Here is an 8,993-nt window from a genome sequence, read left to right as displayed (position 1 = left end):
GGCGGGTGACGCGCCATTTGCGGACGGGGTAGCGGCTGATCAGTCCGATGCCGTAGCAGGGTTCGCCGTGTCCGTCGTCGTCGCCGGTGAGGGGGCGGAAGCCTTCGCCGGGGGTGCCGACGAGGGCGCCGGCGAAGCGGTGGTGGGGTGCGTCGAGGGCGCGGGCGGCGATGGCGGTGAGGTCGAGTTTCCCGCTGCGGCTCTGGTCCCGGTCGACCTCCTGCAGGGCGAGCACGTCGGCGTCGAGGGCGGTGACGGCTGCGGTGAGCCGGTCGGGGTCGACGAGCCCGTCGGTCAGTGAGCGACCGTGTAGCAGGTTGAACGTGGCCAGGCGCACTCCTGCACCCTACGACGCCGTGGCAGTCTTGCCGGGTGGTCAAGGGTTTGCTGTGTTCGATGGTGGTGTTCGTGGCGGTGGGGGCGCTGGGGTTGTGGGTGCGTCGCCGCCGCGGCCGCTGATCCCTCTCCCCCGACCCCCACTCTTCTCGGTGATCATGACGTTGTCGCGGCTGCCCACCGGCGTGTCGGCGTGACAACGTCATGATCACGCGGTGAGGCTGGACACAGGCGTGGGCGTCGGTGGCGGGTGGCTGGAAACAATGGCCGCCGTGGAGCCCTCATCGTTGATCACCTTGCTGTCCGCGGCCGCGATGGCCGGTTGGGTGGATGCCGTGGTGGGCGGTGGCGGGCTGCTTCTGCTGCCGGCGTTGCTGGTGGTGGCGCCCGGGTTGCCGGTGGCCACGGCGCTGGGCACGAACAAGCTCGCGGCGATCGCCGGGACGGCGACGGCGGCGGCGACGTACGCGCGCCGCACGAAGATCGACTGGGCGGTGACGGGGCCCGCCGCCGGGTTGGCGGTGCTCAGTTCCGGGGTGGGTGCGGTGCTGGCCGGTGCGGTGCCGGCGTCGGCGTACCGGCCGGTGGTGCTCGTGGTGCTGTTGTCGGTGGCGTTGTTCGTGCTGCTGCGTCCCCGGCTGGGCGTGGTGTCCCTGCCGCACCGGCGCACCCCGGCCCGGGTGGCCGTGGCGGTGGCGGTCGCCGGTGTCGGCATCGCCCTCTACGACGGGCTCATCGGTCCGGGTACGGGCACCTTCCTGGTGCTGGCGTTCACCGCGCTGGTCGGCTCGGATTTCGTGCACGGCTCGGCCATGGCGAAGGTGGTCAACGCCGGTACGAACCTGGGGGCGCTTGTGGTGTTCGCGGCGACCGGGCACGTGTGGTGGCTGCTCGGCGCGGGGATGGCGGTGTGCAACATCGTCGGGGCGGCGTTGGGCGCGCGGATGGCGTTGCGTCGGGGTGCCGGGTTCGTGCGGATCGTGCTGCTGGTGGTGGTGCTGGCGCTGGTCGGCAAGCTCGGCTACGACCAGTGGTTGGCCGGCTGAGGTGCCGGTACGCGCCGAACACGATCGGGTCGTGCTGGCCGGCCTGCTCGGCCGGGAGCCGGTGCTGCACGCGTACCAGCTCGGCGATCTGGACGACTTCTTCTGGCCGTACACGTCGTGGTTCCGCCGCGGCGAGCAGGTGGCGCTGTTGTATCACGGTGTGGATCCGCCGACGCTGCTGGCGTTCGCCGCGCCGGAACACGTCGCCGGGTTGGCGGCGTTGCTCGCCGAGCTGGCTCCGCTGCTGCCCGCCCGGCTGTACGCGCACCTCTCCCCCGGTGTGGAGGCGGCGCTGGCGCCCGCGTTCGACCTGGACGGCCCGGCCGCCCACCTGAAGATGGCGTTGACCGACCCGGCGCGCCTGGCGCGGGTCGCCCCGGCCGGGCGGGTGCTGGGCGCGGCGGATCTGCCGCGGCTGCGCGCCCTCTACGCGCAGGCGTACCCGGGTAACTGGTTCGACCCGCGGATGCTGGACACCGGGCAGTACGTGGGCGTCGACGACGGCGACGGGCTGGTCGCGGTGGCCGGTGTGCACGTCTGGTCGCCGGTGTACCGGGTGGCGGCGCTGGGCAACGTCACCACTCATCCGCGGGTGCGGAGGCGTGGTCTGGGCACGGCGGTGGTGGCGGCGCTCTGCCGGCGGCTGCGCGACAGCGTCGAGCACGTGACGTTGAACGTCCGGGCCGACAACGTGGCGGCGGTGCGGCTGTACGAGCGGCTGGGTTTCACCCGGGTCGCCGGCTACGGCGAGTTCACGCTGACCGCCCGCCGGTGAGCGGCGGGCGGTCCCGCGGGTCGGGGTGGGTTCAGCCGCGGCGGCGGGGCGAGTCGAAGCGGCCGGCGCGGATCTCCCGCAGGGCCCGCCGCCGGGTCTCCCCGCTGAGGGTGTCGACGTAGAGCCGGCCGGCGAGGTGGTCGGTCTCGTGCTGCAGGGCGCGGGCGAGGAATCCGCTGCCGGAGATGGTCAGCGGCTCGCCGTGCTGGTCGAAGCCGTGGGCGGTGGCGTGCAGGGCGCGGCGGGTCGGGAAGTACAGGCCGGGGATGGAGAGGCAGCCCTCGTCGTCGACCTCGGTCTCCTCGGAGAGCTCGATGGTCGGGTTGACCAGGTGGCCGCGGTGCCCGTCGGCGTCGTAGACGAACACCTGGGCGTCGACGCCGATCTGCGGGGCGGCGACACCGGCGCGTCCGGGCGCGCCGAGCAGGGTGTCCATCAGGTCGCCGACCAGGGCGCGTAGTTCGGCGTCGAAGCTGGTCACCGGCGTGCACGAGGTGCGCAGCACCGGGTCGCCGATGATCCGGATGGGCCGCATCGTCATGTCGGCAAGATTATCCGGCGTCGTGGCGGCCGTTGACGAGCACCTCGATGCCGTCGAGGATGCGCGCCAGGCCGAACTCGAACGCCCGGGCGGGGTCACCGGCGGCCTGGTACTCCTGCCCGGCGGCGGCGCCGACCCGGGCGGCGAGGGGGAAGCGGCGCGGGTCCATCGCCTTCTCCAGGTAGGGGGCGTGGGCCTGCCACCACTGTTGTTCGGTCATGCCGGTGCGTTCGGCGGCCTGGGCCTGTTCGACGGCGCCACGGACGGCGCCGTGGACGAACCCGCCGACGAGGGTGAGCACGGCGTCCATCTCGAGGTCGGTGAGGCCGATGCCGTCGACGGTGCGCAGCTCGCGTTCGTAGCGGGCGATGAGGTTGGGGCCCAGCGGTGGGCGGCTGGTGGCGACCTGCAGCAGCCACGGGTGGCGCAGGTACAGCGCCCAGGTCTGCCGGGCGAGGTCTTCCAGCCGGGCGCGCCAGTCGTCGCCGGCGGGTTCGCCGGTGAGGGTTTCGCCGTAGGCGGTGTCGAGCATCAGGTCGAGCAGTTCGCCCTTGCCGGGCACGTGGGTGTAGAGCGACATGGTGCCGACGCCGAGGCGTTCGGCGACGCGGCGCATGGAGAGCGCGCCGAGCCCTTCGGCGTCGGCCAGGTCGACGGCGGCGTGGACGATCCGGTCGACGCTCAGGTCGGCGCGGCCCTTGCGGCTGGCCGGTTCGCGGGTGCGCCAGAGCAGGGCGAGGCTGCGTGCGGGGTCGCCGGTGCCGCTGTACTCCGTCGTCACGTCCGGGACTCTACCGCCGGCCGGCGTACGCCGTACGGCACCAGGGGGCGTGGTCACGGGGTCGACGGTGGTGGGGGCAGTCCGGCGTCGGCGATGCGCCGGCGCAGCGGCCGGCGGGCGACGGCGGCGAGCACCGCGTGGAGTACGTCGGCCAGGGGTGCGGGCAGTTCGGTGTCCAGCTCGCGCATCGCGGCGGTGGTGGCCGCCCACTCGGCCTCGACGACGGGCAGGAGGTCGCGGGCGCGGGCGCTCAGGTGCACGACGCGCTGCCGGGCGTCCGGGCCGGGGGTCAGCTCGACCAGTCCGGCGCGGGCCATCTGGGCCACGGTCTGGCTGGCCGCGGAGTGGGTGACCCCGACCCGGCGGGCGAGGTCGCGGATCGGCAGCGGCCCGTCGGTGACCAGCGCCCGCAGCGGTGGGGAGAACCGGGGCCGGTAGTCGCCCAGGCCCCGTTCGGCGTAGACGGCGGCGACGTCGCCGTCGAGCATCTCCAGCACGTGCCGCAGCAGGGTCCCGACGGCCTCCCGGTGCGGCGCGTCGTCGTTCACCCCGCTAATGTAACAGCGCTGTTGCTTCTGGGGAGGACGGGATGTACCCACCGGTGGAGCCGTACGCCCACGGCATGCTCGACGTCGGCGACGGCCAGCACGTCTACTGGGAGACCTGCGGCAACCCGCACGGCACACCGGCGGTCGTGCTGCACGGCGGCCCCGGCTCCGGCGCCACGCCCGGCTGGCGGCGCTACTTCGACCCGGCCCGCTACCGGGTGGTCCTGTTCGACCAGCGCGGCTGTGGACGCAGCCGCCCGAACGCCGCCGACCCGGGCGTCGACCTCTCCGTCAACACCACAGGCCACCTGATCGCCGACATCGAGCGGCTGCGTACGCACCTCGACGTGGACCGCTGGCTGGTGCTCGGCGCGTCGTGGGGCTCCACCCTCGGCCTGGCGTACGCCCAGCGCCACCCCGAACGGGTCAGCGCGCTGGTGCTGTTCAGCGTGGTCACCACCAGCCGCCACGAGGTCGAGTGGATCACCCGGGAGATGGGGAGGATCTTCCCGGCCGAGTGGGCCCGGTTCCGCGACGGCGTACCACCGGCCGACCGGGACGGCGACCTGGCCGGCGCGTACGCCCGGCTGCTCGCCGACCCGGACCCGGCCGTACGGGAACGGGCCGCCCGCGACTGGTGCGCCTGGGACGACACCCACGTGCGTACCGTCCCCGGATGGCGGCCCGATCCCCGCTTCGAGGACCCCGGGTTCCGGATGCTCTCCGCCCGCCTGGTCACCCACTATTGGAGCAACGCCGCGTTCCTGCCCGACGGGCAGCTGCTGCGCGACGCGCACCGGCTGGCCGGCGTACCCGGGGTGCTGCTGCACGGCCGGTTGGACATCAGCAGCCCGCCGGTGATCCCGTGGCGGCTGGCGCAGGCCTGGCCGGACGCGCGCCTGGAACTGGTCGAGACCGCCGGGCACGGCGCCCGAGGCGGCATCGGCGCGCGGGTCGTCGCCGCGGTGGACGACTTCGCCGGCTGACGCGGTCACCGGCGACGGCGGCGCCGGCTGCCCGTCACGCGCCGGCGCCGCCGTCCACCGGCACGATGGCGCCCGTCACCATGCACGCCCGGTCACTGAGCAGCCACGCGGCCACCTCGGCGACCTCCCGAGGCTCGGCCATCCGGCCGAGCGGGATGCGCGCGTTGATGCGCTCGACGACACCCGGCGACGCCGCCTCCCACGTGTCGATCATCTGCGTCGCGGTGCCGCCGGGCGTGATGCCGTTCACGCGGACCCCCTGCCGCCCCCACGTCACGGCGGCGGTCTCGGTGATGCTGTTGAGGGCGCGTTTCATCGCGCCGTACGCGGGCAGCTCCGGGTTCGCGCGGCGGCTGCCGATGCTCGAGGTGTTGACGATCGCCCCGCCACCGCCCCGACGCATGAGCGCGGCCTCGGCGGTCATCGCCGTCCAGTGCGCCCGGAAGTTCACCGCGAACTGCTCCTCGACGTCCTCGTCGCTCGTCGTGTCCAGCGGGCCGGGCCGCTGGATCGCCGCGCCGTTGTTGAACGCGCCGTCGAGCCGTCCGTGCCGCGCCTCGACCTGGTCGACCGCGGCGCGGATGCTCGCCCGGTCGGCGAGGTCCATCGGCACGGCGTCCGCGACACCGCCGTCGGCGCGGACCTCGGTGACGATCCGGTCGAGGGCGGCGGCGCTGCGGGCGGCGAGCACGACCGCGGCGCCCTCCCGGGCGAAGAGCCGGGCCGCGGCCGCCCCGATGCCGCGGCTGGCACCGGTGATGAACACGACCTTGCCGGCGAGCAGGCCGATGGGTGTGGTGTCGCTGTCGTTGGTCATGACGAGAATGTTCGGTCGGCCGCCGGCCCGGAGGCAGGCACAGGCGGTACCAGGATCCGCGGCCGCGCGGCGGGCAGACTTGAGGAATGGACAAGCAGGAACTCGGGGCGTTCCTCCGGAGCCGGCGCGAGCGGCTCCGGCCGCAGGACGTCGGCCTGCCTTCGGGCCCGCGACGCCGGACACCGGGTCTGCGCCGCGAGGAGGTGGCGGTCCTCGCGCACATCTCCACCGAGTACTACGTCCGGCTCGAGCAGGGCCGGGCGCCGCGACCTTCGGGCGAGGTCCTCGCCGGCATCGGCGGTGCCCTGCGGCTCACCGACGCCGAGTCCGATCACCTCCACGTCCTGGCGGGCACCGCACCGAGCCGTACCGGGCTGCATCGGCGCGACGTCCGCCCGAGCATCCTCACGCTGCTCGAGCGGCTGCCGCAGACGGCCGCGTTCGTGACGTCCGCGGCGTTCGAGGTGCTCGCGTGGAACAACCTCGCGGCCGCGCTCATGCAGGACTTCGCCGCCCTGGCCCCGCGCGACCGCAACCTCGCGCGCCGGGCGTTCCTCGGGTCGGCCGACGAGACCCTGTACGGGGTCTCCGACGCCGCGGAGTTCCGGCACCACGTCGTCATGCGACTGCGAGCCACCCTGGCCCGGTACCCGACCGACCCCGCGGTGACCGGACTCGTCGACGACCTGCGCGACGCCAGTCCCGAGTTCGCCCGACTCTGGCAGCGGCACGACGTGCAGGCCGCGCCGATGCTCACGAAGACCTTCCGACACCCGGCCGTCGGGGAGATCACCGTCGACTGCGACTCGCTCACCCTCGCGGACCGCGACCAGCACCTCGTGCTCTACAGCGCGCCGCCGGGATCTCGCGACGCCGAGGCCCTGGCCTTCCTGAGTGCCCTCGGGGCCGGCTGCAGGTCGCTCTGACGGGCAGCCGCCCCCCACGACGGTCGGGAAGGGCGCGTGACGCCGCAGGTCAGCGGCCGGCGAGGGCGGCGCGCACCGGCATGCTCTTGGCGGCCGCCTCGGCGACCTCCGCCCGCGGGTCGCTGTCCCAGGTGATGCCGCCCCCGGCCCACACGTGCAGCCGTTCGGCGTCGGCGGCGGCGGTGCGGATGGTCAGGCCCAGATCGATCCGGCCCGGGGCGACCCAGCCGAGCGCGCCCATGCCGGCGCCACGCCCGACGGGTTCGAGGGCGGCGACCTGCTCCAGGGCGGCGCGTTTCGGCGCCCCGGTGACCGACCCGCCCGGGCAGACCGCGCGCAGCAGATCGGCCAGCCCCAGCCCGTCGGCGACGACCGCGGAGATCGTCGACTCGGCCTGCCACAGGTCGCACCAACGGCGTACCGCGAAGAGCTGATCCACCCGGACGGTGCCGGTACGGGCGACGCGGGCCAGGTCGTTGCGTTCCAGGTCGACGATCATCACGTGCTCGGCGCGTTCCTTCGCGCTGGCCCGCAGCTCCCGCGCGCCGGCCGCGGTGGCCGGGCGGGTGCCCTTGATGGGTCGGGTGACGAGCCGGCCGTCGGCGAGCTCGATCAGCGTCTCCGGGGAGGCGCAGCCGATCGCCCAGCCCGCGCCGGCGAGGGTGCCGCCGTAGCGGGCGCCCGGCAGCGCGCCGAGCCGCCCGAGGGCCGGCAGGGGGTCGCCGGTGTAGCGGGCGGCGGCGTGCCCGACGACGTTGACCTGGTAGACGTCGCCGCGGCCGATGGCCTGGCGGACCGCCTCGACGGCCGCGGCGTGCTGGTCCCGGGTCCAGCTCTCCCGCCACCGGCCGAGCCGCCAGGGCCCGGCGCCCCGAGGCGGTGGTGCCGTGTCGGCGTGGCCGTAGACCACCACGGCGACCTCCGGCAGCGCCGGCGCCGGGGTCGGCGCGCCGGGCGGTGCCCCGGTGAGCAGCGCGCCCGCGGCGGCCGAGACGTAGAGGGCGGCGCCGCACGGGCCGCCCGGGGCGTGGCCGGCGGCGGGACGGGCCAGGTCGTCCAGCGGCAGGTCGTGCGCGGCGAGGAACTCCTGCACCTCGGCGGCGGGGTCACCGCCGTCGCTCGGGCGCCACTCCCAGCGGGCCCGTTCGACAAGCGTACGGCGGCAGCCCGCCGGCGCCGCCGGGACATCGATCGCTGCTAGTGGAAGCGTGTCCACGCCGTCTGGCCCATTCTCCCTCGTCCGTTCAGCGGATTTCCCGACTCGCCCGCGTGGACCTGCTCGATGCGGGCCACTTTCGCTTGGTACTGTGCGTCACTGGTCATGTGAACCATGACACAGTGCCCCCACAGTCCGGAGAACCCGATGTGTCAGCACCAACCCACCTGTCCCTCCGCCGACGCCACTGATCGGGAAGCCGCCCGGGTCATCGCCTGCTTCCATGAGCAGGGCTGGAGCCTTCTCTGCAACGGCGTCATCGTCTTCGAGGACACCGGCGAGCTACTCCCCGACGGCAGCTGCATCGCCCCGCACCGCGGCCCCGCCCGGCACGCCCTCGTCGCCTGAGCGACCACACAGCGTCACCACACGCCCGCCGACCAGGCTAGCCCCGATCCGGGGCCGCCGCGGCCAGGTCGGCGACGCCGGGGCGGTGCGATCCGACCGCCCCGGCTCGCCCCGATCAGTCCTCGAACGCCTCCGGCGACGGGCACGAGCAGACCAGGTTCCGGTCGCCGTACGCGCCGTCGATCCGCCGCACCGGCGGCCAGTACTTACCGGCCCGATCCACCCCGGCCGGGTACGCGCCCACCGACCGCGGGTACGGGTGCGGCCACTCGTCAGCGGTGACCATCGCCGCGGTGTGCGGCGCGTTGGACAGCGGGTTGTCCCCCACCGGCCACCGGCCGGCACCCACCTCGTCGATCTCCGCCCGGATCGCGATCATCGCGTCGCAGAACCGGTCCAACTCACTCAGGTCCTCGCTCTCGGTGGGCTCCACCATGAGCGTCCCGGCCACCGGGAACGACATCGTCGGCGCGTGGAAACCGTAGTCGATCAGCCGCTTCGCGACGTCGTCGACGCTCACCCCGGTCGCCTTCGTCAGCGGACGCAGGTCGAGGATGCACTCGTGCGCCACCAGGCCCTTGTTGCCGGAGTACAGCACGGGGAAGTGGTCACGCAGCCGCGCCGCCACGTAGTTCGCGGCCAGCACCGCCACCCCGGTGGCCCGCGACAGCCC

11 protein-coding genes and 1 pseudogene are annotated in these 8,993 nt (G+C 74.3%); 5 read left to right on the top strand and 7 right to left on the bottom strand.

Annotated elements, in window-relative coordinates:
- The coding region (locus E1211_RS27570) for an endonuclease/exonuclease/phosphatase family protein (protein ID WP_207915534.1) at window positions 1-337 on the bottom strand (337 nt) is incomplete at its 3' end.
- 262 nt (window positions 338-599) lie between these two features.
- On the opposite strand from E1211_RS27570, the gene E1211_RS27565 reads away from it, so the two are divergent.
- Window positions 600-1,382: a TSUP family transporter gene (locus E1211_RS27565; protein WP_165947357.1), complete on the top strand. Its 783-nt coding sequence runs from the start codon at window positions 600-602 to the stop codon at window positions 1,380-1,382.
- 31 nt (window positions 1,383-1,413) lie between these two features.
- Window positions 1,414-2,157 carry a GNAT family N-acetyltransferase gene (locus tag E1211_RS33820; protein WP_305792230.1) on the top strand — a complete coding sequence of 248 codons (744 nt, stop codon included), beginning with the start codon at window positions 1,414-1,416 and terminating at the stop codon, window positions 2,155-2,157.
- A gap of 31 nt (window positions 2,158-2,188) precedes the next feature.
- Here E1211_RS33820 and def read toward each other — a convergent pair whose 3' ends face one another.
- The 3 genes from def to E1211_RS27545 are packed head-to-tail and all read right to left on the bottom strand — an operon-like array spanning window position 2,189 to window position 4,027.
- Window positions 2,189-2,698, bottom strand: coding sequence for a peptide deformylase (gene def / locus E1211_RS27555; protein WP_132352392.1), 510 nt, complete (start codon window positions 2,696-2,698; stop codon window positions 2,189-2,191).
- A gap of 10 nt (window positions 2,699-2,708) precedes the next feature.
- Window positions 2,709-3,479, bottom strand: coding sequence for a TetR/AcrR family transcriptional regulator (locus tag E1211_RS27550; protein WP_132352390.1), 771 nt, complete (start codon window positions 3,477-3,479; stop codon window positions 2,709-2,711).
- Window positions 3,480-3,532: 53 nt separating this feature from the next.
- Window positions 3,533-4,027 carry a MarR family winged helix-turn-helix transcriptional regulator gene (locus tag E1211_RS27545; protein ID WP_207915533.1) on the bottom strand — a complete coding sequence of 165 codons (495 nt, stop codon included), beginning with the start codon at window positions 4,025-4,027 and terminating at the stop codon, window positions 3,533-3,535.
- Window positions 4,028-4,068: 41 nt separating this feature from the next.
- On the opposite strand from E1211_RS27545, the gene pip reads away from it, so the two are divergent.
- On the top strand, window positions 4,069-5,013 hold the full coding sequence (gene pip, locus E1211_RS27540; protein ID WP_132352388.1) for a prolyl aminopeptidase: 945 nt from the start codon (window positions 4,069-4,071) through the stop codon (window positions 5,011-5,013).
- Between the two features lie 34 nt (window positions 5,014-5,047).
- On the opposite strand, the gene E1211_RS27535 is transcribed toward pip, so the two are convergent.
- Window positions 5,048-5,830 (bottom strand): SDR family NAD(P)-dependent oxidoreductase, encoded by a 783-nt coding sequence (locus tag E1211_RS27535; protein ID WP_132352386.1) that lies wholly within the window; start codon window positions 5,828-5,830, stop codon window positions 5,048-5,050.
- 86 nt (window positions 5,831-5,916) lie between these two features.
- Here E1211_RS27535 and E1211_RS27530 point away from each other — a divergent pair, with 86 nt between their 5' ends.
- Window positions 5,917-6,756, top strand: a complete 840-nt coding sequence (locus E1211_RS27530; protein ID WP_132352384.1) for a helix-turn-helix transcriptional regulator — start codon at window positions 5,917-5,919, stop codon at window positions 6,754-6,756.
- 49 nt (window positions 6,757-6,805) lie between these two features.
- Here E1211_RS27530 and E1211_RS27525 read toward each other — a convergent pair whose 3' ends face one another.
- Window positions 6,806-7,972: a chorismate-binding protein gene (locus E1211_RS27525; RefSeq protein ID WP_132352382.1), complete on the bottom strand. Its 1,167-nt coding sequence runs from the start codon at window positions 7,970-7,972 to the stop codon at window positions 6,806-6,808.
- Between the two features lie 147 nt (window positions 7,973-8,119).
- Here E1211_RS27525 and E1211_RS27520 point away from each other — a divergent pair, with 147 nt between their 5' ends.
- Complete coding sequence (locus E1211_RS27520) at window positions 8,120-8,320, top strand: DUF5999 family protein (RefSeq protein WP_132352380.1); 201 nt, start codon at window positions 8,120-8,122, stop codon at window positions 8,318-8,320.
- Window positions 8,321-8,435: 115 nt separating this feature from the next.
- Here E1211_RS27520 and E1211_RS27515 read toward each other — a convergent pair.
- Window positions 8,436-8,993, bottom strand: a pseudogene (locus tag E1211_RS27515) (glycine dehydrogenase (aminomethyl-transferring)); the annotation flags it as partial.

Source organism: Micromonospora sp. 15K316 (genome assembly GCF_004348525.1).
In the GTDB taxonomy this organism is placed as follows: Bacteria; Actinomycetota; Actinomycetes; order Mycobacteriales; family Micromonosporaceae; genus Micromonospora.
The sequence above is the reverse complement of the archived record's forward strand: the minus strand, read 5'-3'. Positions and strand labels throughout refer to the sequence as shown.

Bases quoted from the DNA above. Each gene is read 5' to 3' on its own strand.
- E1211_RS27565 (WP_165947357.1), top strand. From the start codon at position 600: ATGGCCGCCGTGGAGCCCTCATCGTTGATCACCTTGCTGTCCGCGGCC.
- E1211_RS27535 (WP_132352386.1), bottom strand. From the start codon at position 5,830: ATGACCAACGACAGCGACACCACACCCATCGGCCTGCTCGCCGGCAAG.
- def (WP_132352392.1), bottom strand. From the start codon at position 2,698: ATGACGATGCGGCCCATCCGGATCATCGGCGACCCGGTGCTGCGCACC.
- E1211_RS27530 (WP_132352384.1), top strand. From the start codon at position 5,917: ATGGACAAGCAGGAACTCGGGGCGTTCCTCCGGAGCCGGCGCGAGCGG.
- pip (WP_132352388.1), top strand. From the start codon at position 4,069: ATGTACCCACCGGTGGAGCCGTACGCCCACGGCATGCTCGACGTCGGC.
- E1211_RS27520 (WP_132352380.1), top strand. From the start codon at position 8,120: ATGTGTCAGCACCAACCCACCTGTCCCTCCGCCGACGCCACTGATCGG.